General features: G+C 65.3%; 28 protein-coding genes, 2 tRNA genes and 1 riboswitch. Of the genes, 23 read left to right on the forward strand and 7 right to left on the reverse strand.

Annotated features, from left to right (window positions below):
• Both E3T31_RS09365 and E3T31_RS09370 read left to right on the forward strand, forming a co-directional pair.
• Positions 1–267 carry a hypothetical protein gene (locus E3T31_RS09365; protein ID WP_134441146.1) on the forward strand — a complete coding sequence of 89 codons (267 nt, stop codon included), beginning with the start codon at positions 1–3 and terminating at the stop codon, positions 265–267.
• Complete coding sequence (locus tag E3T31_RS09370; RefSeq protein WP_134468512.1) at positions 264–1,367, forward strand: VIT1/CCC1 transporter family protein; 1,104 nt, start codon at positions 264–266, stop codon at positions 1,365–1,367. Before E3T31_RS09365 ends, E3T31_RS09370 begins: the two co-directional genes overlap by 4 nt.
• Here the strand turns inward: E3T31_RS09370 and E3T31_RS17775 are convergent.
• Together E3T31_RS17775 and E3T31_RS09375 are read right to left on the reverse strand one after the other, a co-directional pair.
• Entirely contained in the window at positions 1,328–2,152 is an 825-nt protein-coding gene (locus E3T31_RS17775) for a cache domain-containing protein (RefSeq protein WP_166788455.1), read from the reverse strand. The two genes, E3T31_RS09370 and E3T31_RS17775, sit on opposite strands and share 40 nt — an antisense overlap.
• Positions 2,149–2,955, reverse strand: a complete 807-nt coding sequence (locus E3T31_RS09375) for a FadR/GntR family transcriptional regulator (protein WP_134468513.1) — start codon at positions 2,953–2,955, stop codon at positions 2,149–2,151. Before E3T31_RS09375 ends, E3T31_RS17775 begins: the two co-directional genes overlap by 4 nt.
• A 95-nt stretch (positions 2,956–3,050) precedes the next feature.
• Between E3T31_RS09375 and E3T31_RS09380 the strand changes: the two genes are divergently transcribed.
• The 6 genes from E3T31_RS09380 to E3T31_RS09405 all read left to right on the forward strand — a co-directional run bounded on the left by E3T31_RS09380 (position 3,051) and on the right by E3T31_RS09405 (position 8,834).
• Positions 3,051–4,121, forward strand: a complete 1,071-nt coding sequence (locus E3T31_RS09380; RefSeq protein ID WP_134468514.1) for an ABC transporter ATP-binding protein — start codon at positions 3,051–3,053, stop codon at positions 4,119–4,121.
• A gap of 23 nt (positions 4,122–4,144) precedes the next feature.
• A complete protein-coding gene (locus E3T31_RS09385; RefSeq protein WP_134468515.1) occupies positions 4,145–5,338 on the forward strand; it encodes an ABC transporter substrate-binding protein in 1,194 nt (397 codons plus the stop codon).
• Between the two features lie 21 nt (positions 5,339–5,359).
• On the forward strand, positions 5,360–6,283 hold the full coding sequence (locus E3T31_RS09390) for an ABC transporter permease (RefSeq protein WP_134468516.1): 924 nt from the start codon (positions 5,360–5,362) through the stop codon (positions 6,281–6,283).
• A gap of 9 nt (positions 6,284–6,292) precedes the next feature.
• Positions 6,293–7,093: an ABC transporter permease gene (locus tag E3T31_RS09395; protein ID WP_134468517.1), complete on the forward strand. Its 801-nt coding sequence runs from the start codon at positions 6,293–6,295 to the stop codon at positions 7,091–7,093.
• 173 nt (positions 7,094–7,266) lie between these two features.
• Positions 7,267–8,481, forward strand: a complete 1,215-nt coding sequence (gene dinB, locus E3T31_RS09400) for a DNA polymerase IV (protein WP_134468518.1) — start codon at positions 7,267–7,269, stop codon at positions 8,479–8,481.
• Between the two features lie 26 nt (positions 8,482–8,507).
• The gene (locus E3T31_RS09405) at positions 8,508–8,834 is read left to right on the forward strand and encodes a hypothetical protein (RefSeq protein WP_134468519.1); all 327 of its coding nucleotides are present in this window, start codon (positions 8,508–8,510) and stop codon (positions 8,832–8,834) included.
• 63 nt (positions 8,835–8,897) lie between these two features.
• Here the strand turns inward: E3T31_RS09405 and E3T31_RS09410 are convergent, their stop codons facing one another.
• Positions 8,898–9,119 (reverse strand): hypothetical protein, encoded by a 222-nt coding sequence (locus tag E3T31_RS09410; RefSeq protein WP_134468520.1) that lies wholly within the window; start codon positions 9,117–9,119, stop codon positions 8,898–8,900.
• Positions 9,120–9,162: 43 nt separating this feature from the next.
• Positions 9,163–9,272: riboswitch (TPP riboswitch) on the forward strand.
• A gap of 33 nt (positions 9,273–9,305) precedes the next feature.
• Here E3T31_RS09410 and E3T31_RS09415 point away from each other — a divergent pair.
• The 5 genes from E3T31_RS09415 to E3T31_RS09435 all read left to right on the forward strand — a co-directional run bounded on the left by E3T31_RS09415 (position 9,306) and on the right by E3T31_RS09435 (position 13,130).
• Positions 9,306–9,944 (forward strand): ECF transporter S component, encoded by a 639-nt coding sequence (locus tag E3T31_RS09415; protein ID WP_092451916.1) that lies wholly within the window; start codon positions 9,306–9,308, stop codon positions 9,942–9,944.
• 8 nt (positions 9,945–9,952) lie between these two features.
• Positions 9,953–11,449 (forward strand): ABC transporter ATP-binding protein, encoded by a 1,497-nt coding sequence (locus E3T31_RS09420; protein ID WP_174844868.1) that lies wholly within the window; start codon positions 9,953–9,955, stop codon positions 11,447–11,449.
• Positions 11,446–12,228 carry an energy-coupling factor transporter transmembrane protein EcfT gene (locus E3T31_RS09425; RefSeq protein WP_134468521.1) on the forward strand — a complete coding sequence of 261 codons (783 nt, stop codon included), beginning with the start codon at positions 11,446–11,448 and terminating at the stop codon, positions 12,226–12,228. The genes E3T31_RS09420 and E3T31_RS09425 overlap by 4 nt, the downstream gene beginning before the upstream one ends.
• On the forward strand, positions 12,215–12,784 hold the full coding sequence (locus E3T31_RS09430; RefSeq protein ID WP_241977807.1) for an AAA family ATPase: 570 nt from the start codon (positions 12,215–12,217) through the stop codon (positions 12,782–12,784). Before E3T31_RS09425 ends, E3T31_RS09430 begins: the two co-directional genes overlap by 14 nt.
• 73 nt (positions 12,785–12,857) lie before the next feature.
• Positions 12,858–13,130: a hypothetical protein gene (locus E3T31_RS09435; protein ID WP_134468522.1), complete on the forward strand. Its 273-nt coding sequence runs from the start codon at positions 12,858–12,860 to the stop codon at positions 13,128–13,130.
• On the opposite strand, the gene E3T31_RS09440 is transcribed toward E3T31_RS09435, so the two are convergent.
• The 4 genes from E3T31_RS09440 to orn form a co-directional block, all read right to left on the reverse strand.
• A complete protein-coding gene (locus E3T31_RS09440; protein ID WP_134468523.1) occupies positions 13,131–14,432 on the reverse strand; it encodes a hypothetical protein in 1,302 nt (433 codons plus the stop codon). It lies immediately after the preceding gene.
• A 24-nt stretch (positions 14,433–14,456) separates the two neighbouring features.
• Positions 14,457–14,807 carry a metallopeptidase family protein gene (locus E3T31_RS09445; protein ID WP_092451908.1) on the reverse strand — a complete coding sequence of 117 codons (351 nt, stop codon included), beginning with the start codon at positions 14,805–14,807 and terminating at the stop codon, positions 14,457–14,459.
• 29 nt (positions 14,808–14,836) lie between these two features.
• Positions 14,837–14,912: transfer RNA gene (locus E3T31_RS09450), tRNA-His, on the reverse strand.
• Positions 14,913–14,956: 44 nt separating this feature from the next.
• Positions 14,957–15,631 carry an oligoribonuclease gene (gene orn, locus E3T31_RS09455; protein WP_134468524.1) on the reverse strand — a complete coding sequence of 225 codons (675 nt, stop codon included), beginning with the start codon at positions 15,629–15,631 and terminating at the stop codon, positions 14,957–14,959.
• Between the two features lie 81 nt (positions 15,632–15,712).
• Here orn and E3T31_RS09460 point away from each other — a divergent pair, with 81 nt between their 5' ends.
• The 10 genes from E3T31_RS09460 to E3T31_RS09505 all read left to right on the forward strand — a co-directional run bounded on the left by E3T31_RS09460 (position 15,713) and on the right by E3T31_RS09505 (position 25,130).
• Positions 15,713–15,973: a thiol reductase thioredoxin gene (locus E3T31_RS09460; RefSeq protein ID WP_092451904.1), complete on the forward strand. Its 261-nt coding sequence runs from the start codon at positions 15,713–15,715 to the stop codon at positions 15,971–15,973.
• A 3-nt stretch (positions 15,974–15,976) separates the two neighbouring features.
• Positions 15,977–17,488 carry an ABC transporter substrate-binding protein gene (locus tag E3T31_RS09465; protein ID WP_134468525.1) on the forward strand — a complete coding sequence of 504 codons (1,512 nt, stop codon included), beginning with the start codon at positions 15,977–15,979 and terminating at the stop codon, positions 17,486–17,488.
• A gap of 78 nt (positions 17,489–17,566) precedes the next feature.
• Entirely contained in the window at positions 17,567–18,514 is a 948-nt protein-coding gene (locus E3T31_RS09470) for an ABC transporter permease (protein ID WP_134468526.1), read from the forward strand.
• Positions 18,511–19,368, forward strand: coding sequence for an ABC transporter permease (locus tag E3T31_RS09475; protein WP_134468527.1), 858 nt, complete (start codon positions 18,511–18,513; stop codon positions 19,366–19,368). Before E3T31_RS09470 ends, E3T31_RS09475 begins: the two co-directional genes overlap by 4 nt.
• Complete coding sequence (locus E3T31_RS09480) at positions 19,365–21,182, forward strand: ABC transporter ATP-binding protein (RefSeq protein WP_134468528.1); 1,818 nt, start codon at positions 19,365–19,367, stop codon at positions 21,180–21,182. Before E3T31_RS09475 ends, E3T31_RS09480 begins: the two co-directional genes overlap by 4 nt.
• A gap of 73 nt (positions 21,183–21,255) precedes the next feature.
• Positions 21,256–21,328: transfer RNA gene (locus E3T31_RS09485), tRNA-Arg, on the forward strand.
• Positions 21,329–21,499: 171 nt separating this feature from the next.
• Entirely contained in the window at positions 21,500–21,736 is a 237-nt protein-coding gene (locus tag E3T31_RS09490; protein ID WP_134468529.1) for a helix-turn-helix domain-containing protein, read from the forward strand.
• On the forward strand, positions 21,736–22,920 hold the full coding sequence (locus tag E3T31_RS09495) for a site-specific integrase (protein ID WP_134468530.1): 1,185 nt from the start codon (positions 21,736–21,738) through the stop codon (positions 22,918–22,920). The genes E3T31_RS09490 and E3T31_RS09495 overlap by 1 nt, the downstream gene beginning before the upstream one ends.
• Positions 22,921–23,291: 371 nt before the next feature.
• Positions 23,292–23,762 (forward strand): N-acetyltransferase, encoded by a 471-nt coding sequence (locus tag E3T31_RS09500; protein ID WP_134468531.1) that lies wholly within the window; start codon positions 23,292–23,294, stop codon positions 23,760–23,762.
• Between the two features lie 255 nt (positions 23,763–24,017).
• On the forward strand, positions 24,018–25,130 hold the full coding sequence (locus tag E3T31_RS09505; protein ID WP_134468532.1) for an aromatic acid exporter family protein: 1,113 nt from the start codon (positions 24,018–24,020) through the stop codon (positions 25,128–25,130).
• The last annotated feature ends 200 nt before the right edge of the window (positions 25,131–25,330 follow it).

Genomic DNA, 25,330 nt, shown 5'->3' on the forward strand with positions numbered 1-25,330 from the left:
GTGACAACTCAGGCTTTCGGCGTGGGCGTGCAGGTGATCGTGCACCTCGACCGCACCCGCTTTCCCGACTCCCTGATCGACGACCCGATCGGTGTGATCGTGGCTGCGGGGGAGTCGGAGGGGTCTGGGCTGTACGCACCGACCGTGGTGCGAGAGAAGTTCTGGGTGGTTCAGTTCGAGCAACCGTTCTTCGGCCTCGATGGCTCCGGCCCGCACGATTCGGCGCGCATTCCGCAGGGCTTCCTCGAAGCGGCGCCGGAGGCGTGACCGCTCCGGGGCCGGTCGGGCGTGAGCCATCGCAGCGGGACATCCGTCGGTGGCGGCAATACCTGGCCGACGAGCGGGCTGAGGCCGCGGTCTATCGTGACCTCGCCAACCGTCGGGCCGGTGAGGAGCGCCAGATTCTGCTCGCCCTCGCCGAAGCCGAGGGACGACACGAAGATCACTGGCGCCAACTGCTCGGCAGCGACGTGGGCTCGCCACGTCGTGGTGCCCTGCGCACCCGGTTTCTGGGGCTGCTGGCCCGCCGGTTTGGTTCGGTGTTCGTGCTCGCTCTCGCCCAACGGGCCGAGGGCCGCTCGCCCTACGATGCGGATGCCGACGCGACTAACGCGATGGCGGCCGACGAAACCGTGCACGAAGAGGTCGTGCGCGGCCTCGCCGCGCGCGGTCGCAAACGCCTGTCCGGTACCTTTCGCGCCGCCGTGTTCGGCGTCAATGACGGCCTGGTCAGCAACCTGGCCCTCGTGCTCGGCATCGGCGCCACCGGCGTACCGGCTGCAACGATTCTGTTCACCGGGATTGCCGGGTTGTTGGCCGGGGCGCTCTCGATGGGCGCTGGCGAATACGTCTCGGTGCGGTCCCAGCGGGAGTTGCTCGAAGCATCCACTCCGGCGGCACCGGCCAAGAGTGTGCTCTCGCACCTCGACCTCGCCGCCAACGAGCTGACCCTGGTCTACCGGGCCCGCGGTATGTCCGAGGATGAGGCCGAGACCTATGCCCGTGGCGTGCTGGCCACCGCGTATGCGGCGACCGGTCCGATTTCCGCGGTCACCAACGCGGCCGTCGAGCCCGACGAGCACGAAGCCATCGGCACGGGCACCGCCGCGGCCCTGTCGAGCTTCTGCTTCTTCGCATCCGGAGCGCTGCTGCCCGTGCTGCCCTACCTGTTCGGCCTGACCGGCTACCCGGCCATGATCCTGGCGACCGTCCTGGTCGGCGTGGCCTTGCTCGCGACCGGCGCCGTCGTCGGTTTGCTCTCCGGCGGGCCGCCGCTGAAGCGTGCCCTGCGGCAGCTCGTTATCGGCCTCGGCGCAGCCGCGGTGACCTATCTGCTCGGGTGGGTGTTCGGCGCCTCGATCGGCTGACCCGCGGCCGGGCCGACAACGACGGCGAGTCCGGTCTGACCGCACCACCGGAACGCGTGTGCCCCATCGGCCAGTAGAGCCGGTGTCGGCGCCGGGTCGCGCAGGCGCTCGGTCAGCCCCGGCAGGCGCAGCAGAGCGCCGGTGGCGAGGTGGGCGTCGGTCGAGACGACGACCCGCGCGCTGGCGTTGATGAGCGTCACCGGCACACCGCCGGCGCCGAGGCGCGGCACGAGTTTGCGCTCGAGCTGATCCACCGACAGGTCGATTCCGACCACACCGATCAGCTCGGTCCCGCCGCGGTAGACCGGCAGGGTCAACGTGAGGGTGTATTCATCGGTGCACAGATAGTCCACGTAGGGCCCGGTCACGTGGCGGCGCCGGGTCTGGGCGGGAACGCGCCACCATTCCAACGCCGTGTAGTCGCGAAAACTCTCGTCGCGGGGGTCTTCAACCGTTTCCAGATGACGGATGCCGGTGGCCGGCAGCGCAGACCCCGCCGGGTTCTGCCCGCCCAGCCACCAGGCCAGGTGCCAGCCCAGGAAGCTCGGCGCGGAGACGAAACCGGCTCCGATCATCATCCCATCGGCGTCGGCGAATTCCGTTCGCACCAGGGTCTCGATCAGGGGATCGAGTGTGGTTCGGCCGCCCTCGGGCTGGCTGGCGCAGTCTTCGACCTGCGCGGCCCAGCCCTCGAGGCGTGCGAACACCGGGTCGAAGACGGCCGCTATCCAGGACACGCTGGCGAAGCCGTGCGCCTCGTTGTGCAGGAGCGGTTCGAACGTCATGAGCGGGTGTCCTCGCGCTCCGGTGTCGTTGTTCTGGCTGGCATCGGTGACACGGGTTCCTGTTCCAGGATTGACTTGGCCTCGATCAGCCACTCGATGGAGTCGGTGATCTGATTCACGGTGAGCTGCCTGGCTCGAGCGCCGTTCTCGGCGACGAGGGCGGCGACCGTCTCCCGTTGCACCGCACGGCAGCGTTCCCGCCGAAGTGGTTCGCTCAGGCTGAGCCAGAGCAGGGAGCCGAATTCGGCCTGCAAGCGCAGTTCTTCGCGCACAAGCCGGGCGGACTGGCTCAGCGCGGCTACCTCGAGACGGAACGTACCCTGACCGCGGCGCGCGGCATCCGCTGTGAGGGCATCGGAGCGATCGAGGATGCGCTCGAGGTTGTCTATATCGGCTGAACTGGCGCGGTCGGCGGCCAGTTCGGCGGCCAGACCGGCGATCGCGGAATAGTGCACGCCCAGGTCGCGCACCTGAACCCGTGACGAGGCCAGCAGTCGTTCGTCCTGCAGGTCGTTGGCGGCCCGCCCGGCGAACGTGACGAAACTGCCGCCGTCGCGGCCGCGCTTGGTGTGCACGAGCTTATTCCGACGCAGAATCTCGAGTGCTTCCCGGGCGGTGACCGTGGCGACGCCGAGCTGCCTGGCCAGCTCGGCCTCGCTCGGCAGACGTTCGCCATCGTGCAGCACCCCGAGCACGATGGCGTCGGTGAGACGCTGCAACACCAGTTCGGCCCGGCCGGCACCGTCGAGCGGCGCGAAAATAGCCGCGCGGGTTCCCGATCCGGCACGGATGGACTGCGGCATGGGCTGCTCATTTCAGGTTGTGACACGACCGTAACATCACGGCGCACTTTCATGACATCTAACTCCATATGATTACCCTGTGAGTGAGCAGGGAGATGTTCAATGAGCAGGGAGCAAATGTGACCGGTGCGCAGCCCGCCATCCGCTTGAGCGGCCTGACCAAAAGTTTCGGCTCGGTCAATGCCGTCGACGGGGTCGATCTCGACATCGTCGAGGGGGAATTCTTCTCCATGCTCGGGCCGTCCGGGTCGGGCAAAACCACGGTGCTGCGCCTGATCGCCGGCTTCGAACAGCCCACCAGTGGAACGATCTCGCTGCTCGGACAGGACGTCACCGACCGGGCGCCGTTCGACCGCGACGTCAACACCGTGTTTCAGGACTACGCCCTGTTTCCGCACATGAGTGTGCTCGATAACGTCGCCTACGGGCTCCGGGTGCGCGGGGTTGCCAAACGGGCCAGGCAGGAGCAAGCCCGAGCGGCCCTCGACACCGTGCGGCTCGGCGGATTCGCCGATCGCAAGCCGAGCCAGCTCTCCGGCGGACAACGCCAGCGGGTCGCCCTGGCGCGGGCAACCGTCGTGCAACCCAAGGTGTTGCTGCTGGACGAACCCCTCGGCGCCCTCGACCTCAAGCTGCGCGAGCAGATGCAGGTCGAGCTCAAGGAACTGCAGCGCAACCTCGGCATCACATTCATCTTCGTCACCCACGATCAGCAGGAAGCGCTCACCCTCAGCGACCGCATCGCGGTGTTCAACGAGGGCAGGATCGAGCAGCTCGGCACCCCGGCCGAGATCTACGAGCGCCCATCCTCGCCCTTCGTCGCCGCTTTCGTGGGCACGTCCAATATCTTCGTCGATGACATCTCGCGCGCGCTGCTCGGCCGGAACGGCACCCACTCGGTGCGTCCGGAGAAGATCAGCGTGACCACGGAGAACCTGCCCCTGAACGCCGATCGCACCGCGGCCGGTGTTCTCGCGGAGGTCATCTACGTCGGAAGCAGCACCCAGCTCATCGTCGACCTCGACGTCGGAACGCGCATCGTCGTGCTCGAGCAAAACGATGCGCACCGCGTGGCGACCAATGGACGCGGCGCCCGGGTCGCCGTCGGCTGGAATGACTCCGACATCGTCACCCTCGCCGAACCTGCCTTCTCTTCCCGCCCCTGACCGATTCACGAATGGAGAACGTCATGAAACGCAACCCCGCACGCCGAACATCGCTCGCCCTCACCGGCGTCGCGATCCTGTCCACCGCCCTGCTCCTCACCGCCTGCGGTACCAGCCAGGGCGGCGGCACGACCGAACCGACCGAGGCTCAGACCGAACTCGGCGAGCTGGAGGGCAGCGTCTCCCTGCTGGCCTGGCCCGGCTACGTCGAGGACGGCAGCAACGACCCGGAGGTCGACTGGGTCAGCGCCTTCGAAGACGAGACCGGCTGCACCGTCACCAGCAAAACCTACGGCACCTCCGACGAAGCGTTCAGCCTCATGAAGACCGGTGACTACGACGTCGTCGCCGCCTCCGGTGACGCCTCACTGCGGCTCGTCGCGGCGGGTGACGTGGCCCCGGTCAACACCGACCTCATCCCCAACTATGAGGGCATCTTCGACTTTCTGAAGATGCAGTCCTGGAACAGCGTCGACGGCGTCTCCTACGGCATCCCGCACGGCTACGGCGCCAACCTGCTGATGTACAACACGGAGGTCGTCACCCCGGCGCCCACGTCCTGGGACGTCGTATTCGACAAGTCGTCCGCCTACAAGGGAGCGGTGACCGCCTACGATTCGCCGATTTCCATAGCGGATGCCGCCGTCTACCTCATGACGCACCAGCCGGAACTGGGAATTGAGAACCCATATGCGCTGGACGAGACGCAGCTGGCGGCATCCGTTCAACTATTCAAGGATCAGCGCGTGAACATCGGCGAATACTGGTCGGACTACCTCAAGGTGGTGCAGGCCTTCGAGACCGGCGACACCGTCGTCGGAACCACCTGGCAGGTGATCCGCAACTCGCTGGCCGAGGGCACCCCGGCCGAGGTCGTGCTGCCCGACGAGGGGGCGACAGGCTGGTCGGACACCTGGATGATCGCCGCCAACGCCCAGAGCCCCAACTGTGCCTATGCCTGGCTCGACTACATCGCGAGCCCGGAGGCCAACGCGCAGGCCACCGAGTACTTCGGTGAGGCACCCTCCAATGCCGGTGCGTGCGACTTCACGGTCAACCCCGATCACTGCAAGAGCTACCACGCCGGCGATGCCGAGTACGCGGCGCAGATCTGGTACTGGTCAACGCCGATCGCCGAATGCCTAGATGGGCGCACCGACGTGGAATGCACCGACTACTCTGACTGGACCACGGCCTGGCAGGAGATCAAGGGCTAACGGCCCGAATCGAGGTAGATCATGACGGTTGACGCTCCCGCGCCACCCCGCCGGGCGGTGGTGCCCCAGCAGCGGGGCACCATTGCCCGGCGGGGCTCGGTCCTTCTCAGTCGGCATCCGCGCCTGCGGCTGTCTCTGCTGCTGAGCGCACCCCTGTTCTGGCTCGGGCTGGTCTACATCGCGGCCCTAGCCGCGCTGTTGATCACCGCTCTGTGGACGGTCGACTCGTTCACCGGGCAGATCTCGCAGACCTGGACGCTCGACAACATCGTGGCGGTGCTGACCGGCTCGCTCTACCAAACCGTGACGCTGCGCACGGTGGGGGTGGCCTTGCTGGTGACGATCATCGACATTGTGATTGCCCTGCCGATCGCGTTCTACATGGCCAAGGTGGCCAGCCCCCGGGCTCAGCGCATCCTCGTGATCGCCATTCTGATGCCGCTCTGGGCGAGTTACCTCGTGAAGGCCTACGCTTGGCGCTCTGTTCTCTCGCAGGGCGGCATCTTCGAATGGCTCGTGTCTCCGTTCGGCGGGCACAGCCCCGGTTACGGGCTGCCGGCGACGATCATCACCTTGTCATACCTCTGGCTGCCGTACGTGATTCTGCCGATATATGCGGGACTGGAGCGGGTACCGGATTCGCTGCTCGAGGCATCCGCTGATCTCGGTGGGGGTACCTGGTCGACGCTGCGCCTGGTGGTGCTGCCGATGATCTGGCCGGCTATCATCGCCGGGTCGATCTTCAGCTTCTCGCTATCGCTCGGTGACTACATCACCGTGAATATCGTCGGCGGGGCCAACCAGATGCTCGGCAACCTCGTCTATACCAATGTGGGCGCGGCGAACAACCTGCCGCTCGCTGCGGCGATCGCGCTCATTCCCATTCTGATCATCTTCGCCTACCTGGCCGCTGTGCGGCGCACGGGTGCGCTCAACAACCTGTAGGAGCCTGTCATGCGTCTGAGTCGACCGGCCCGCGGACTGCTCGCGGGCATCACCGCCGTGGTGTTGGCCCTGATCTACCTGCCGCTGCTCGTGGTGTTCGTGAACTCGTTCAGCACCAGCAAGAATCTCACTTGGCCGCCGCCGGGCTTCACCCTGGAATGGTGGGCGAAGGCCTTTCAGAGCGAGGGTGCCCTGGACGCGGTCGTGACCAGCCTGCAGGTGGCGCTCGCCTCGACGGCGATCGCCCTCGTGCTCGGCACGCTCATCTCGATCGGACTGCAACGCTTCGAATTCTTCGGCCGCGATGCCATCAGCCTGCTGGTCATCCTGCCGATCGCACTGCCCGGAATCGTTACCGGAATCGCCCTGAACAACGCCTTTCGCACCGGGTTGGGCGTGCAGCTGTCGATTTTGACGCTCATCATCGCCCACGCCACCTTCTGCATCGTGACCGTGTTCAACAACGTCATCGCCCGGCTGCGCCGCCTCGGTACCAGCCTCGAAGACGCATCCTCAGACCTCGGCGCCGGCATCTGGACCACATTTCGGCTGGTCACCTTTCCACAATTGCGCTCGGCGCTGTTTGCCGGGGGACTGCTCGCCTTCGCGCTGAGCTTTGACGAGATCATCGTGACGACGTTCACGGCCGGGTCGAGTGTGAAGACGCTGCCGCTGTGGATTCTGGACAACCTGTTCCGGCCCAACCAGGCCCCGGTCGTCAACGTGATCGCCGTGGTGCTCGTGCTGATCTCGATCATTCCCATCTACTTCGCGCAGCGGATCGCCGGCGCCGAGAAGGTCGTGCGCTAGCCGTTTCGCCCCCTCCCTGCGCATAACTCCTGCAGAACGTGAGAGCGGATGCCGCCCACCCGCGTGAATGGACGGCGGCGGCCTCAGCCGGCAGGGAATTGCAGGAGTTATGCAGGAGATCGCTCGTCACCGGGAGGTAGTGCCGCAGGCCGGGTTCGGGTTAGGGTTTTTCGGTGGGTAGTCAGGACGGCAGTGGGCGGCAGGTGTCGGCGCGGGACGTCGACGACCGTTCTGCGACCGTGCTGCACGTCGACCTCGACGCGTTCTTCGTGTCGGTCGAGTTGCTGTCGCACCCCGAATTCGTCAACCTGCCCGTGATCGTTGGCCACCGCGGCGGTCGGTCGGTCGTCACTGCGGCCAACTACATCGCCCGCAAATACGGCGTGAACTCGGCTATGCCGATGGCGCTCGCGCTGCGGCAATGCCCGAATGCAATCGTGCTCGAGCCGCACATAGGGCTCTATCGGGACTTTTCCAGCCGGGTCATGAGCATTTTCGATGACGTGACCCCGCTGGTGGAACGGCTCGGCATCGACGAGGCCTTCCTCGACGTGGCCGGCGCGACCAACCTGTTTGGCTCACCGGGCGTGATCGGCGAACTCATTCGCGCCCGGGTGTTCGCCGAGACCGGGCTGGTCTGCTCGGTGGGCGCGGCCTCTACCAAGTTCGTCGCCAAACTTGCCTCCGGCCTGGCCAAACCGAACGGGCTGCTCGTCGTTCCCGCCGAGGATACGGTCGAGTTTCTGCATCCGCTGCCCGTCGCCGCGCTGTGGGGCGTCGGGGCCGCCACCGAGCAGGCGCTGAGCAGACTCGGCCTGAAATTGATCGGCGACATCGCGCACACGCCGCTGGCGGTGCTGCGCAAAGCGCTGGGGGAGGCATCCGGTCAGAAACTGTTCGAGCTGTCCTGGGGTCGTGATCCGCGCGTGGTGACGCTGGAGCGGGAGGAGAAGAGCATCGGCCACGAGGTGACCTTTGAACACGATGTGACGGATGTCGACCGGCTGCGCAGCGAATTGCTGCGGCAGTGCGACCTCGTTGCCGTACGGCTGCGGCGGGGCGATCTCGTGGCACGGCGGGTCGCCCTCAAGCTGCGCTACACCGACTTCAGCACGGTGACGCGGTCGCGCACCCTCGCCGAACCCAGCAATGTGGGGCGGCGCATCTACGAAGAGGCGGTGGCCGCGTTCGACCTGCTGGCAGCCTCCGGTATTCGGGTGCGGCTGATCGGGGTGCGTGCGGAGCAGCTCGGCACAGCATCTGGATCGGTCGGACTCTGGGACCCGGACGAAGACTGGCGCGGCGCGGAGCTGGCCGTGGACACCGTGACCGAGCGATTCGGAGCGGGAACCGTGCGCCCGGCCTCGCACTTCAAACCTCGCCCCTGAAGTCTCAGTCACGCTAACCTGATGGCATGACCAGCCTCCCGGAAAAACTCGCAGAAACGTTCCGTTCCGCCGGTGTGAAGTCGGCGTACGGTGACCCTGTACAGATCGATGGCGTCACCCTGGTGCCCGTCGCGCTCGCCTACTACGGCTTCGGCGGCGGTGATGCCGGTGAGGGCGGGGCCGGGTCCGGCGGGGGCGGAGGCGGCGTTTCGCTGCCGATCGGCGCGTACGTCAAGTCTGGCGGTACAGCCCGGTTCGAGCCGAACGTCATCGCCCTGCTCGCCGTCGGTGTGCCGTTCCTCATCGTCGCCGGCCGCGCCTTGGCCCGGGTGATCCGCGCCCTAAAGAAGTAGTCGCTTTCTGCACGGGGCCCGGGCCCGGAAACCGGGCCCATGATAGATCATGGGCCCACGGAGCTAAGGTGGGCCCGGGCGGGTGTGGCGCAACCGCCGCGCTGCGCGCGGGCGACGCGCGAAGCGTCGCCGCGCCCAGCGCGGCACTCTTGGGCGCAACCAGGCCGGAAAGTGCCAGGGGCCGCTCACCGGCAGACCCTGCGCAATTCGCCGCCGCCGTAGAACGAACCGGCGCATGAGCAGCAGGTACAGGGCCGCCAAAACGAGCAGAATGCCGATGCTCATGTCGTGATCCCCATATCGTCAGTCTAAACGGGGCACTATACTTGAGCACGATCACGGGAGTCCGGTACACCGGGCTGAGAGGAAGCTGACCAAGCTTCGACCGTCGAACCTGATCTGGATCATGCCAGCGCAGGGAGGCTTCTCAATCCCGTGCCCTGTATTTACCTACAGAAAGGGCACGAAACAGTGCACGCTACAACGAGTTCACTCAAGCAATCCGCTCCCGCGGGAGCCACGAAGCGCAACTTTCGCTGGCGCGTCGTCGACATCGTCGTCGCCAGCGTCATCGGCGTCGCGAGCGGTGTCATCTTCCTCGTCTGGAATCAGGCGAGCAACCCCCTGAGCGGTCTGCTTTCGCCGCTGCTGCCGGGCCTGTCTGCCCTCCTGGGCGGAGGCTGGCTGTTCGCTGGCGTGCTCGGCGGTCTCATCATTCGCAAACCCGGGGCCGCGCTCTACACGGAGCTCCTTGCCGCCGTCGTTTCCACGCTGATCGGCAACCAATGGGGACCACTGACGCTGGTGTCTGGCCTGGTGCAGGGTCTTGGCGCCGAGCTTGTCTTCGCTCTGTTCCTCTACACGAACTATCGTCTCTACGTCGTGTTGTTGGCGGGCGCTGGGGCCGGACTTGCCATGGCCATCAATGACCTGGTGCTGTGGTATCCCGGTTCAGCGAGCGCATTCGCGACGATTTATATCGTGAGCGCGATTATTTCCGGCGTCGTTATCGCCGGGCTCCTGTCCTGGTTCGCTGCGCGCGGCCTGGCTCGCACGGGCGCGCTCAACCGCTTCGCGGCGGGTCGCATCGCCGGTCGAACCGCGATCTAGGCGAGCGGATGCTGGTGGGCGCGACGCGGGGAGGCGCATCCGTCGACGTTCGCGACTGGGGTTGGCGCCATTCCGGTCGGCGGCGCTGGGCGGTGAGCGAGCTGTCCCTCCGCATCGAGCCTGGCGAGCGGATTCTCCTGCTCGGTGCATCCGGTTCGGGAAAATCGACGCTGCTGCACGCGCTGGCTGGCGTGCTCGGCGGCGACGAAGAGGGCGAGCAACGCGGTACTCTGCGCGTGAACGGCACCGAGCCTGGCAACGCCAGGGGTCAGGTCGGCCTGGTCCTCCAGGACCCCGACTCGCAGGTAATTCTCGCTCGCGTCGGCGACGATGTCGCCTTCGGTTGCGAAAACATCGGCGTGCCGCGTGAGGAAATTTGGCGGCGCGTACAGGATGCCCTCGAGATGGTCGGCCTCGATGTCCCCGTTGGCCACCCGACGTCCGCCTTGTCGGGCGGCCAAAAACAGCGTCTTGCTCTCGCCGGAGTGTTGGCCATGCAGCCGGGTCTGCTGCTCCTCGACGAGCCGACGGCAAATCTCGATCCGGTCGGCGTGCGGGAGGTGCGCGAGTCCGTCGCCCGCGTTCTGGCACACACTGACTCGACGTTCATCGTTATTGAACATCGGGTTGAGATCTGGAAGGACCTCGTCGACCGGGTGATCGTTCTGGGCGCCGACGGGGGAGTCCTGGCCGACGGATCCCCTAGCGACGTTCTCCTCGCGCAGGGAGTTGCACTGACCGCCTCCGGCGTCTGGGTACCCGGTGTGCCACACACGCTTCCCGTAAGGCCTCCTCGAGAGACCGTTCAGCCAACGCTCTTGTCGACCAGTTCTCTCGCGATTGCGCGCACTCGGGATTTTGTGGTTGCCGAAAATATCGACCTTGAGGTGCCGGAAGCCTGCGCTCTGCTCATCACCGGACCCAACGGAGCCGGCAAGTCCACCCTCGCGCTCACCCTGGCGGGGCTCCTGCGCCCCGCCGCCGGGCGGGTCGTCGCCAGCAGCGCTCTCGCCGCTGGCGCAGGGAGCGACCCGATCCGCTGGAAATCGCGACAGCTTCTGAGTCGAGTGGGCACCGTCTTTCAAGACCCGGAACACCAGTTCGTCGCTGGCACCGTGCGCGCCGAACTGGCCGTCGGACCGCGAGCCCTCGGTCTGTCGGACGCACTGCTGCACCGGCGCGTCGACGATCTGCTGGATCGCCTTCGCCTGGACCACCTGGCCGAGGCCAACCCATTCACCCTGTCCGGTGGCGAGAAACGACGTCTGTCGGTCGCCACAGTGCTGGCCACCCAACCCCGACTTCTGGTGCTGGACGAACCCACGTTCGGTCAGGATTTTCGCACCTGGCAGGAGATCGTTGCGCTGCTGCGTGACCTCCTGGACGCGGGCACCGCCATCGTCGCGGTCTCCCACGACGCAGACTTCGTTGCCGCCGTCGCTGATCGGGAATTTCGAGTCGAGGGCCGCGGCTCCAAGTACGATCTCAGCGCGGTTCTGCCATGAGTGTCTTGACACCCACGCGGGGAGTGCGAGCGATCGACCGGATCAATCCGGTCGCGAAACTCGCTGCCGCGCTCCTGCTCGCCGCAGTCCTGGTGCTGACCATCGATTGGGTCTCCGCCGCCGTCGCCCTGGCCTGCGAAATGCTGCTCTTTCTGTGGGCTGGGCTTACTCTTCGAGTCTTCTTGTGGCGAACCGCGCTGGTCTGGCTGGCTGCACCGTCCACCGGGATCACGACGCTGCTGTATGGCCAGGCCTCCGGTCAGGAATATTGGTCATTCGGATTCATCCAGGTAACCGATGGCTCAATCGATCTGGCCCTCGCCACGACCCTGCGGGTGCTCGCGATCGGGCTGCCTGCCGTCGTCCTGTTCATCACCGTCGATCCCACCGATCTCGCCGACGGGCTGGGACAGGTCGTGCACTTGCCAGCCCGGTTCGTGCTCGGCGGACTTGCGGCGCTGCGGATGGTCGGGCTGTTCATCGAGGACTGGCGGGCCCTGGGACTTGCCCGCCGGGCACGCGGGGTAGCGGATGGCGCGGTGCTGCGCCGCCTGGGCAACCAGACCTTCGCGCTCCTCGTGTTGTCCATTCGGCGGGGCAGTAAACTCGCCACCGCCATGGAAGCTCGTGGCTTCGGTGCTCCCACCCAACGCACCTGGGCTCGGAGTTCAACCTTCGGCCTGCGGGAATGGTCACTCATCGGGATCGGGCTGATGATCGCCGTTTTGGCCGTCACGATCTCGGTATCCACCGGAAACTGGAACTTTGTCTTCGCGTGAGTCTCTGCGCGCCACGACCCTGCTGGCGCCGGTGTTCCAGGCCGTCGCCGCTGCCGGGCCGAACCCGGTGGTGCTCATCGACGGACCGAGTGGCGCGGGCAAGAGCACCCTCGCCGACGCCCTCGTGGCAGAGTGGCCGGGCAGTCAAACCCCGCAGCTTGTGCGCATGGACGATATCTACCCCGGCTGGGACGGCCTCGACGCGGCCATCGATCACCTGCGCCGGTACCTTCTCGAACCCCGACGCACCGGGCGGCCGGCGGCCTGGCAGCGCTACGACTGGAGCGCGAATCAGCGAGCCGAGTGGCATCCGCTGACTAAAGAACGACCACTGATCGTTGAGGGCTGCGGAACGCTCGCGGCCGCGCATGAGCCGCTCAGCGACGTGCGCGTGTGGCTCGCCGCCGACGACGACCTGCGCAAACAACGAGCGCTCGACCGCGACGGCGAGGCGTTTCGAATGCACTGGGACCAGTGGCAGGACGAATGGACGGCCTACCTCACGCAGGAGGCACCGGAACGTCGTGCCACCGTGCGCCTGCGGGCGGGCGGGTAGGCGACGAGAGCGGGCGACACGCGCCAGCAAGCCCACCGGGTAACCCGGGGCGCACAGGACTAGATTAACTGCCATGAATACTTCCGACCGTGACGATGCCGGTGCCCCCACCCTGTATATCGCCGAGTTCATCGACGGCCCGCTCGACGGCCAGATCGATTCCCGGGCGCTCGTGCGCGGTAAACACGCGGCCCGCATCAGCATGGTCGCCGCCGTCGCCGGTCTGGAATCGGTGTTCTGGTACGACGAGGTCGACGAACGCGACGTCAACGGGCAACGCCGCGTGCGCTACTCCTTCGACAAGGGCGAGAGCGATCCGATCGACACCGAGTTGGAGCCGATTTAACTACTGATCGAGCAACGCCGTGATCATCACGATCGGGTGCAGCAATCGCCACCCCAGCCCCGGATTGTTGATCGCCTGGTCGAGTTTCAGCGCGGCCGAGAGTTCCTCTCCGGCCACGGTGAGCTGCACCTCTCCGACGTTCGCGCCGGTGCGCGCGGTGGCGAAATCCTTGAGTGTGACCGTGGCAGCCTCCGGCGTGGCGGCCTGCCAGGCATAACGGGTGCGGGAGACGCCGACCACGGCGGAAGCCTCGTCACCCCAGGCCGATTCGAACGTCGCGTACTCGTCGCCGGCGGCCAGTACCGGCAGCGGACCGACTCCAGCCCTGGCGCTCTCCATCAGTGCGGTGAGGTCCGCGGTGAGCGCATCGTAGGTCGGTTCGCCGATGAAAGCGCCCGAGAACGTGAAGCTCGACGCGCCGTCGCTGACCGCGGCGGTGAACAGAAAACAGACGCCGGCGGCATCCGTGTAGCTGCGCGAAATACCGGTGATGCCCTCCTCGGGCAGAAACGAAGTGGTGTTCTCGACACCGCGACGGTCCGCCAAAGCGGATGCCGGGCGCTCCAGGATCGAAGACACGATCGGGTCGGTCGCGGCGAGACCCGCGAGGCGAGCCAAATCGGTAGCGGTCCCAGCGCTGCCATCGCCCAGGCCGGTAGCGTCGACAACGGCGGAGCCGGTCAGCCCGTTGTCGGCGAGCCAGGCGTTGGCGGCTTCAACGTAGGCGTCGAGCGAGCCGAAGGCCCAGCGCGCCACACTGTCGGCGTGGTTGTTGCTCGAGCCCAGCAGCAGTGCCTGCAATAATTCCAGCTCCGTCCATTGCTCGTCGGCGAAGACCGTGACCGAGCGGGCACCGACCTGGTCGTAGTCCAGATAGCTCTGAAAGTCGGCGGCAGTCAAAGTCACCACGGGGCCGGATTCCCCGTCCGCGATCGGCTTGGCATCGAGAACGACGAGGGCGGTGACAACCTTGGCGATGGATGCCATCGGCAGTGCTTCCGCCGTTCCCGCGACGGCGATCGGCTCCGCAGCTTGCGAAACGGCACCGGTCGACGTGGTACCGGTCGACGTGGTGCCGGAGACGTCACTCGTCGTCGCGGCGAGCACGGCGATGGCGCTCGCGCCATTGGCGGAGAGCGCCGGGGGAGTGAGGGGCGAGGCACCGGCGGCGGGCGTGACGGTGGTGGCGGTCACGGCGGGTAGCGGACCGAGAAGCATCGCGGGGCCGTAGACACCGAGGCCGAGAATCACGACGGTTCCGACCAGAATTCCGATCAGACGGCCAGGACGGAAGGAGCTCATTCTGCAAGGCTAGACCGCTTGCGGTCAGCTCCAGCCGAGCTCATGCAGCCTGTCGTCATCAATGCCATAAAAATGGGCGATTTCGTGCACGAGCGTGATGTGAACTTCGTCGTGCAGGTCGTCGAGTGTCGTACAGATAGCTAGTAGCGGCTCCCGGTACAGCACGATGCGATCGGGCATCTCCCCGAAGCCGTACTGGCCGCGTTCGGTCAGCGCGACGCCGTCGTAGAGGCCGAGGGTGTCCAGGGTGCCGTTCTCGGGCCGGTCCTCGACCACGAAAATAATATTGTCGAGACCATCAACCATGTCATCGGGCAGCAGATCGAGCTCGCCGACAACGAGGGCTTCGAATTCGGACGCGTCCAGCTCTAGCATCACTGACCAAATCGTGAACGGTGAAACATTGGGGTGAGTAACGGGGATTGAACCCGCGACCTCCTGGACCACAACCAGGCGCTCTGCCAACTGAGCTATACCCACCATGCGTCCCCGCGTCTACAACCCGGGGCAACTCAGCAATCCTATTACACCTCGGAGGCGAATAAGTGCACAACCTCCGCAGCCTGTGACTTGGCTTCGTCACTCGAGGGTCCGGGTTCGGCCACAAACACCGTCTGGCGGTAGTACGCGAGTTCGCGAATCGACTCGAGAATGTCGGCCAGGGCACGGTGGCCGCCGTCCTTGGCTGGGGCGTTGAAGTAAACGCGTGGGTACCACCGTCGGGCCAGCTCTTTGATCGACGACACGTCGACATTGCGATAGTGCAGCTGGTTGTCGAGGCGCGGCATGTAGCGGGTGAGGAAGGCACGGTCGGTGCCGATGGAGTTGCCGGCCAGCGGTGCCTTTTGTTCGGCCGGAATGAACTTCAAGACATACTCGAGTACCTGGTACTCGGCTTCGGCCGCGCTGATCCCGTTCGAAATCTCGGTGATCAGCCCAGACGAGGTGTGCATGTTGCGCACGAAATCGCCCATGTTTTCGAGGGCAGAGTCGTTGGGCTTGATGACGAGGTCAAGACCGGGGTCGAGCACATTGAGGTCGTAGTCGGTGATGACGACGGCGATCTCGACGAGCTCGTCGCGGTCCAGGTCAAGCCCGGTCATCTCGCAGTCGATCCAGACCAGGCGGTCGGGGCTCTTCGAGGTCGGGGAGGCGGTCGGGGCGGTCGTTGGTGCTGTATCCGTCGTGCTGTTCGTCATGCCTTGAGTCTACCGGTGGCCCCCGACAGGGCCTGTAAACTTGAAAACACTGTTCTTTTGCGCTGATCTGCGAGGCTCCTGATGGAATTCACCCTGTATTCGTCGTCATTCTGCGAGCCGTGCATGCAGACGCGTGCCGTGCTGGCCGAGGCGAAGCGACTCGTTCCCGGTTCGACCGTGCGCGAGATCGATGTTGCCGGTGCACCCGAGCAAGCCGAAGCCCTGCTCATTCGCAACACCCCGACCGTCATCATTACCAACGGCGAAGGTGCCGAGGTTTTTCGTGCGGCCGGCGTACCGACCCTGGCCCAGGTTCTCGTTGCCGCGGCCAAAGCGCTCTGAGCGATGAGAGCCCCCACCCGGCGCACGATTCTCGCCAGCATCACGGGGACGCTGATCGCGTCGCTGGCCCTGGTCGGGTGTTCCGCCGGAACCGCGTCCACGGACGGTGGGCCGGACACGACGTTGACCGTTGGTCTGCTCGCTACGCCGGGCAACCTCGACTACACCACGACCGCCGGTGCGGCCATTCCGCAGGCGCTTCTCTATAACGTCTACGAGGGCCTCGTGAAACTCGACAACGAGGGCACGATTATTCCCCTGCTCGCCGAGTCCTGGACGGTCAGTGATGACGGCCTGGTCTACGATTTTGTCCTGAACGAGGGCGTGACCTTCTCGGACGGCTCCCCGTTCACCGCCGACAGCGTCAAGTTCAGCCTCGAACGCGTGAAAGACAACTGGACCGCGAACGGGCCGGCCTACCTCGATCCGATTGCCGGCATCGAGGCCGTCACGGACACCCAGGCTCGTATCACTCTGTCGACACCGAGCAACGGCTGGCTCTTCAATATGACCGGCCCGGTCGGCACCATGTTCACCGAAGCCGGCATTTCCGACTTGGCTACAGCCCCCGTCGGAACCGGGCCGTACACGGTCAGCTCCTTCAAAACCGGCGACAGCCTGGTCCTGGCCGCCAACGCCGACTACTGGGGAGAGGCGCCGTATCTGACCGATGTCACACTGCGCTACTTCACCGATGCGACCGCGCAGACCAACGCCCTGCTCAGCGGTGATATCAACCTCATCTCGGGCATCTCGCAGTTTCAACTGGTCGATCGGTTCAAATCAGACGCCGACTACCAGGTGTTCGAGGGCGCCAGCACCGGTGAAGTTACCCTGTCGATGAACAATGCCAGCGATGCGTTTAGCGATGTTCGGGTGCGGCAGGCCGTCATGTACGCCATCGACCGGCAGGCGGTCATGGACACGGTGAGTAGCGGCTACGGTCTGCTGATCGGCTCGATGGTACCGCCGACCGACCCCTGGTACGACGCCAGCCTCGCTGACCTCTACCCCTTCGATCCCGCCCGGGCCATCGAGCTTCTCACCGAGGCAGGCAGCAGCGACCTGACCGTCGCGTTCAAGATTCCGAACCTGCCCTACGCCGTGGCTGGCGCGCAGGTAGTCAAGGCCCAGCTCGCCGAAGTCGGCATCACCGCCGAGGTGACCCCCCTCGAATTTCCGGCGGTGTGGCTCGACGAGGTGTTCGCCGACCACGATTACGACCTGTCGCTCATCATGCACAGCGAGCCACGGGACGTCAGCGTCTTCGCCGCCGCCAGCTATTACGCTGGCTATGATTCGCCCGCGGTGATGGCAAAATTCGCTGAAGCGGATGCCGCCGACCCGGCCGTTTATGTGGAACTCATGAAGGAGGCGACGCGCACGATGGCAGAGGAGGCATCCGCTAATTGGCTGTATTTGCAACCGGCGATCTCGCTGGCCGACGCCGATCTGAGAGGTGTGCCGAAGAATACGCCGAGCCTCGCGCTAGACCTGTCGACCATCACCCGGTAACGGACGAAGCCGTTCACCCCTACGGTTGATGTCGAGCGGATGGCGCATCCGTTTCACGCGCTTTCGAGAAAGTCTGCAATGGTTCTGGTGATTCTGCGTCGCATCGGTGTCTTCGCGACGACGGGCATCGTGGCGTCGATCGTGACGTTTCTGCTGCTGGCTATTCTGCCCGGCAACGCCGCGCGCATCGCCCTGGGCGTGCAAGCCACCGAAGCGGATGTTGCGGCGCAGGCCACAGCGATGGGTCTCGACCGCCCAGCGGTTGTGCGTTACCTGGACTGGATCGGGCACGTGGTCGTCGGCGATTTCGGTACCTCCACCGTGTCGCGTCAGCCGATCGGCCCCGACATAGCGGATGCCCTCGGCATCACGGTGATCCTTGTGCTGACCAGTGTCGTTCTGGCGCTGTTGTTCGCGATTCCGTTTGGAATTTTGACCGCGGTCCGGCAGCGGGGACCGGACGGCGCGATTTTTTCGGGCATCAGCCAGATCGGTGTTGCCGTGCCCGGGTTTCTGGCCGGGCTTCTGCTGGTCACCGTCTTCGCCGTGACGCTGCGCTGGCTTCCGGCGGGCGGCTGGGTTGACCCGGCGGACGATTTCAGTGGCTTCATGGAGCACCTCATTTTGCCGGCGATCGCCCTCGGCAGCGTGCAGGGCGCCGTGCTCAGCCGTTATGTGCGATCGGCGGTTCTCGACGTCATGCGCGACGACTTTATGCGCACGGCCAGGGCCAAGGGCCTCGGAACAGCGCGCGCCCTCTTTCGGCACGGGCTTCGCAACGCGGCCGTTCCGGTGATGACCGTGCTCGGCCTGCAGATCGCCACCCTGCTGATTGGCGCCGTGGTGATCGAGCGGGTGTTCAGCATTCCCGGCCTGGGCAGCCTGCTGCTCGACAAGGTCGCCCTGCGCGACCTGCCCGCAGTGCAAGGAATCGTGCTGGTGCTCGTCGTGTTCGTGCTGGTGCTGAACTTTCTCGTCGACCTGGCCTTCACTGTGATCGATCCGCGACTGCGGAGCGCGTCATGACCGCCAGCAGGCCCGCGAAATCCTCTCGTCGTGCGGTTCGTGGTGGCGACGCAACGCTCCGGCTCGGCCTCGTGCTGATCGGTCTCGTCGTGCTGGCCGCCGTCGTGTCTCTGTGGTGGACGCCGTTCGACCCGGAAGGGGTCTTCTCTGACTCGATCCTGCTGCCGCCCGGCGCGGAACACCTTCTCGGCACCGACAGCTTCGGGCGTGATGTCTTCAGTTCCCTCCTGCGCGGCGCTCAGATCTCCCTACTTGTGGGCACCGTCGCCGTTTCAATCGCGGCCGTGCTCGGTGTGCCGTTCGGCATCGTGGCCGGCATGAATCCGGGCAGGCTGGACCAATTCCTGATGCGCGGCAACGACATCTCCCTCGCTTTCCCGGCCCTGTTGCTTGCGATCATTTTCGGTGCCATTTACGGCGCCGGAACGGTCACCGCGATGGTCGCGCTCGGCATCGGTACGGCACCGGCGTTCGCCCTCATCTCCCGCAGCGGAACCCGGCAGATCATGAGCCGCGAATACGTGCTGGCCGCGCGCGCCGCGGGCAAGAACGGCCTGTTCATCGGGGTGCGGCACGTTCTGCCCAATATCAGCGGCATGCTCATCGTGCAGGCCTCGGTGTCGTTCGGCATCGCGGTGCTCGCCGAGGCCGCGCTGTCCTACCTCGGGCTCGGCACGCCCCCACCCACGCCCTCGTGGGGCCGCATGCTGCAGGATGCCCAGGGCTACCTGTTCATCGAACCGTTGCTCATCGTCTGGCCGGGGATCGCTATCGCCATCGCGGTGCTGGGCTTCAACCTGCTCGGTGACGGTCTGCGCGATCGCTTCGACCCGCGCATGCAGGTGAAACGGTGACCGCGCCCGCCCTCAGCGTGACCGACCTGCGGGTCAGTTCGCCCTTCACTGAACTGTTGCACGGTATCAGCTTTGATATCGCCGCCGGCGAACGGGTCGGCCTGATCGGGGAATCCGGGTCGGGAAAGTCGCTCGCCGCGACATCCGTTATGGGGCTGCTGCCCGACACCCTCACGGCCACCGGTTCGGTGCGCCTGGGCGGCGTCGATGCCAACCTGCTCACGGCCGGCGAGCGCCGCCTGAACCAGGTGCGCGGGAACACCATGGCGATGGTCTTTCAGGAGCCGATGACCGCCCTGAATCCGCTCATGCGGGTCGGAGCGCAAATCGCCGAAATCATGACGGTGCACCGCACCCAACCCAGTCGGCGACAGGCCCAGGACCGTGCCGCCCTGCTGCTGGCCCAGGTCAAGCTGCCCGACCCGGCCCAGGCGGCCCTCGCCTTTCCGCATCAGCTCTCCGGTGGTCAGCGCCAGCGGGTTTTGCTCGCCATGGCCATGGCGAACGACCCGCAGCTGCTGCTCTGCGATGAACCAACCACGGCCCTCGACGTCACCGTGCAGGCCGAGATGCTGGGGCTCATCGGGAGTTTGGTGGCTGACCGGGGGTCCTCCCTGCTCCTGATCACCCACGACATAGCCGTGGTCGCGCAGGTCTGCCAGCGGGTGCTCGTGATGCACCGGGGGACGATCGTCGAGGAGGGGCCGGTGGGGCAGGTGTTGGCCGCGCCGCAGCATCCGTATACGAAGAATCTCATTGCGGCCGCCGATCTCTCCGCGGTCGACGACCGAGGCCGACTGCGCACGCCCACGCCCACGCGCACGCCCACGTCCGCGCCCCGGACACGAATCGGACCCAGCCGAACCGGTCCCAGCCGAACCGGACCCAGCCGAACCGGACCCAGCCGAATCGAAGCGGATGCCGCGCCGCTGCCGATCCCGCCGCCGCACCGCGCCGCCCACCAGCGCCTTGAACCCGGAGGCCCTCCAATAATCTTCAACGAGGTGGCTGGCGAACCCGCCATTTCGGTGCGCAACCTGAGCCGGCAGTATCGGCGGAACGGTGGCCGTCTGCTCGCCCCGAAACAGATCGTGCACGTCCTGCGCGACCTGTCCTTTGACGTGGCTGAGGGGCAGCGGCTGGGCATCGTCGGCGAATCAGGGTCCGGCAAGTCCACCCTCATGCGCATCCTGTGCGCCCTCGACCAGCCCAGTTCTGGCACGGTCGACGTGCTCGGTCAACCGCTCGGGGGAACCTCTGAACGGAAACTACGCGAGTTTCGCAGGCAGGTGCAGATGGTGTTCCAGGACCCGATGGGGTCGCTGGATCCGCGCATGAAGGTGCGCGACATCGTCGCCGAACCCCTTCAGCACGTCGGTCGGGCTGAGGCTCGAGCCCGGGTTCAAGCCCAGCTGGCCGCGGTCGGACTCGACGCCGACGTGATGGACCGGCATCCGCACCAATTCTCCGGAGGCCAGCGACAACGAATTTCCATCGCACGAGCGCTCATCACGAGGCCGCGGGTTCTGGTCGCCGACGAAGCGGTCAGCGCCCTGGACGTGTCGGTCCGGGCCCAGGTGTTGAACCTGCTCGCCGAACTCGTCGACCAGTACCGGCTCACGCTCGTGTTCGTCTCGCACGATCTCGGCGTCGTCCGCCACCTGTGCGATACCGTGGCCGTTATCTCCGACGGACGTATCGTCGAGTGCGGCCCCACCGGCGATGTCTACGACCGGCCCCTGCACCCGTACACCCGAAACCTGATCAGTGCGACACCGTCGATGCCCGACCTGGTCCGGCGGCGCGCCACCTGACCTGGCAGGCTTCGTCGACCTGAGCGCTTCGGCGACCCGACCCCGCTCGCGACCTGTAACCTTGTACAGTCCCGCCCCCGTAGCTCAGTGGATAGAGCACCGGCCTTCTAATCCGATTGTCGTAGGTTCGATTCCTACCGGGGGCACCGAAAAATTTATCTGACCAGGGTTTCTTGTCCTCACCGAAGGGGCAAGACTTGATTCACTCAACGTTTATTCAACGTTTATTCCGCGGCGCCCGCCCCGTGTGGGCGCTCGTAGAGAAGGTATGCGACCCAGTTCGATTCCCCTGGTGTGACCTTGGGCACCTACGGGTTATGGATGCTACAAGTCTTTCGGGGCTCGGTTTGGAGCCCGTACTCACAACGAGCGAGCTCGCCAAGTATCTCGGTGTGCACGTGCAGGCGATCTACGACCTGCGTACCGATGGCCGCGGCCCATCCGGCATTCGAGTCGGACGGGAGATTCGCTACCGCGTCTCCGATGTTCTTCGGTGGCTGGACGGTCTTCACGAGCCCGTCCCGTCCATGGGCGGCCGCGAGGGCGAGCACTGATGGCCGGCCGACCACGACTTCCGATCAGCACGTTCGGCGCTATCAAGACGACCGAGGTCGGTGCTGGGCGCTTCCGGGCGATGGCTCGTTTCCGCGACTGGGACGGTCAGTCGAGGCAAGTCACCGCGACCGGCTCGAGTCGCAACGCGGCGGAGCGCGCGCTTAAGGTCGAGCTGGCCGCGCGTATGCGCGTCGGTAACGTCGGCGACTCCGCGAACGCGGGCTCGCCGTTCAGAATGCTGGCCGAGGCCTGGCTGGAGGACCTGATGCTCGACGTCGACCGCGCGAACGGTACAAAAATCGTCTACGAGTACGAGCTGCGCGGGCTTGTGCTGCCCTTTTTCGAGCACTTCACGGTTCGCGAGGTGACCGTCGGCCGCATTGAGCTTTTCCTGAAGCTGCAGCGAGCGATCTCGTACACGCGAGCCAAGTACTCCCGCACGATCCTCAGCATGGTGCTGGGGTTTGCCGTGCGGCGGGGAATCATCGCGCGCAATCCCGTGAAGGAAACCTCGCGGATGAAGAAGCCCCAGCACACCCCGAAGGCGCTCACCCCGGATCAGGTAGCCGCAATCCGACTCGCGGCCCGCGACTGGCGCACAGCGAAGGGCAGGATGCGGCCCAAACCCGACGGGCAGGTACGGGACCTGATCGAAGTGATGCTCGGCACGGCGACGCGCATCGGCGAGACGCTCGCGCTTCGAAAGTGCGACATAGATATGACCGCCGACCCGCCTTGGGTGCACATCCGCGGAACGCTCGTCATGCACAGTGGCGTCGGTGTACTTCGTCAGGCGCATCCCAAAACGCATGAGTCGAACCGGGTCGTCGCAGTGCCGCAATTCGCGGCAGAGGTGATACGACTACGTCTAACACTGATCGAGGCGGAGGACGGAGAACATTTACTGTTCTTCACGCGGAACGGCAAGCCACTCGCGCCGCACAACGTCCGGCGCACATTCCGCGAGATTCTCCGGAACGCTGGCCTCGAAGGCAAGGGGATCCCCCACGCCTTCCGCCGAACGGGGGCGACGCTGCTCGCCAACGAACTGGGTATGCAGGCGGCGGCGGATGTACTCGGACACACGTCGATGGCGACGACAAAGGCGCACTACGCGGAGCCTGACCGCGCCGTAAAATCCGAGCCGGCGACGGTGCTGCAGCGGCTGGCTCCGCCTTCGTAAAGAATACCTTGATCCTCTAAACGCCAACGTCGAGCGTTTTCTCCTCCGGGAGATCGAAGCGACTCTCCTGTGGTGGGAGCCTGGCTGCGTTCACACGAAATCGGCGTGAATTCCTGGGCGGTCACAAGGGAACCCTGAGCGGGCGCTCGACCGCGGAAATGCTTTCTTCCGGATCTCGTCAAAGAGTGACGCGAGAGTCGCGAAACGCTCGGATTCCGCCCATCATTTTCAGTATGCGCGCAACGTATTATATGGTGACCCATGATGGAGTGCGAAGAGCCACTGGTCCAAGTTCACGAAGCTCCTGCCCGTCCCCGACCCTCGGAATCAGTCAGCGCATCCCGACGACTTTTGTCTGGAAGAATTGATAAATGACTGTGACCCTTCAGCGAATCCTCACCAGCGAGTTCCCGTCGTGGTTGGACCGTAGCTGCACCGAATACGTCGGTGATTTGGTTACTCAGGGTGGATCGCGCGAGGAAGCTCAACGCACAGCGGCCGAGACTATAGCTCGTTCGTTCCCGGATGGTGCTCCGAGCCCTGGCAATGAGGTCTTTCACGTCATGAACGAGGCGGGAGCGGCTGTGGGATACCTGTGGATCGGGCAGGATGTCAGCGCCGATCCAGGGGCGTGGTGGGTCTGGGACGTTGTCATCAACGCTGACCAGCGTGGTCAGGGTTTCGGGAGAGCGGCGATGCTCCTCGGCGAGGAATACGCTCGCTCACAAGGTGCACATTCTCTCGGCCTCAGCGTCTTCGGATTCAATACCGGCGCCCGGGGGCTGTACAACTCGCTTGGGTACGAAACAACTTCGGTGAAGATGCTCAAGACGCTCATCTGAGCCTTCCGAAAGAGACAGGAGAGCCGCACGACTCCAACTGCCACCTTCGTACTGGTCAACCTCGGCGTGATGGTGATGTCCTTCGCTATTCCTGGATCGCGTCGCAGCAGGGCAAGGGCCCGAGATAAACGCCCGTAAACCGAACGATGACCGGGCAACTCAAACGGAGTGCACTGCCTGGAAATTCCCCGGTTCGGTCGGTACGGTAACGAAGCAACGAACACCCGGTGGGCACGGTGATCGAATGGAACAATAATGACAGGCACCACGCTGGCACCAGTTATACACACGGCGTGGCAGCTGAAATCGCAGATAACCAGGTCGCGCATGCTGCAGGCCGGCAAGGCCGCAGTAGCCGTCGGCATTTCATGGTCAATCGCTCCGTACTTGCCCGGGGTCGCCGACAACTACCCCTACTACGCACCTCTCGGCGCCCTCGTGAGCATGTATCCCACGCTCATGGGTTCGGTTCGGAATGCTCTGCAGACCCTCGGCAGTCTCGCAGTCGGCATTGTGCTCGCCGCGGCTGTGCTCGTCTTCAGCCAGCCGAACGTGGTGACGATTTCGGTCGCCGTCGGCATCAGCGCGCTGATCGCCGCGACAGGGTGGTTCGGCAACAACCGCGAATACATACCCGTGACGGTCTTGTTCGTGCTGATCGTGGGTGGGCCCGATGCCGACTCTTACTCCATCGGCTATGCCGTGCAAATCAGCCTCGGCATCGTCATCGGGCTCCTGATCAACATGTTGGTCTTTCCCGCGCTGAACCTCAATGCCGTGGGCCAGAACCTCTCGAACTATCGCTCGGCGCTGGCCGATCACCTATCCGAGGTCGCCGAAGCCCTGGCCGAGAACTGGCCACCGGAGCGGGATGGCTGGGCGTCGCGCAAAGACTCGCTCATCAAACTTTCCAGCGGGCTGCGAACTGCGCTGCAGCAGGCCGACGAAAGCCGCAAAGTCAATCCGCGGGCTCCAATCCATCGCCACCGAGACCTGAGCGCCGACTACGAGGACCTTGCTGCGCTCGAAACCATCGCCTTTCATGTGAGGGATCTCACGGAGGTACTGGCCGGGGCAGTGTGGGGCACCCCGATCAAGGTACAACTGAGAGAGGACTTGCGCCCGTCGGTGAGCCTGGCGCTTGACGCGCTGGCTGCGGCGCTGCGTGATTGGGATTCAGGAAATACGGATCTGACGGCGCACTCCGCTGCCGCGGATGCGCTTGCGTCCCTCATGGCCGAGCTTGACAACATAGAGGACTCCACTCCGGCGACGTCGATGGGCGCCGCGATATCCATCGCGATGGATATCGCCCGAGCGCTCGCAGCCCTACTCTCCCGCCTCGAAGGTCCGGCGACAGATGACTAGTTGCGATGACCTGACGCCAGGGCATTTTGACTTTCGCATCGTTCCCTGGCTAAATTCGGCGAAGCATTTGTTACCGCAGACCCGCTGCCGGTCGGTGGTTTCGTTCAGGCATTGTGCAGTTCCTGCTCTGGGTAGGCGCCGTCCTCCTGGTCAGCGCAGTCATCGCATGGGCCATCCGCAGCCTGTCGGGCCGCAGCCGC

Source organism: Cryobacterium sp. TMS1-13-1 (genome assembly GCF_004403125.1).
Classification (GTDB): Bacteria; Actinomycetota; Actinomycetes; order Actinomycetales; family Microbacteriaceae; genus Cryobacterium; species Cryobacterium levicorallinum.